Genomic DNA, 409 nt, shown 5'->3' with positions numbered 1-409 from the left:
CCCCACCCAGCGCGACCATTGCGGGCAGATACAGGCCCGTGGTGGTGCGCGGACAACCTGCAAAGTCACCCTCCTTGCACACGGTAGCCGGTGCGCGCAAGGCGAATGCAATGCAGGCCCGGGCATCCGGACAACCTGAAAGGCGAATTTTCTAATTACCTTTTCGGAGTCCATATGAACACCAAACTGAAAAACTATCTGCACACTCACAAGTGGCAGCTTGGCCTGTTCGCGGTCATCATCGTACTGGCCGCGTTCAATCTGGTCCCTCATGAACTGGCTGCCGGCGGCAGTCTGGCCATGATGGCCGGCACGCAAACCATCACCCAGGCCTTCGTGCAGCAGTTCGATACCTCGATCCGCATGCAGGCCCAACAGAAGCGCGCCCGCTTCGAACCCCGCGTCACGG

1 protein-coding gene is annotated in these 409 nt (G+C 59.9%); it reads left to right on the top strand.

Annotated features, from left to right (window positions below; all coding sequences use genetic code 11):
* Positions 1 to 174: 174 nt before the first annotated feature.
* A partial coding sequence (locus ACODSZ_RS23165) for a hypothetical protein (RefSeq protein ID WP_488928656.1) occupies positions 175 to 409 on the top strand: 235 nt, incomplete at its 3' end.

The sequence above is a fragment of the Herbaspirillum sp. FG34 genome (genome assembly GCF_057809315.1).
This window is presented reverse-complemented; position numbering and strand designations above follow the sequence as displayed.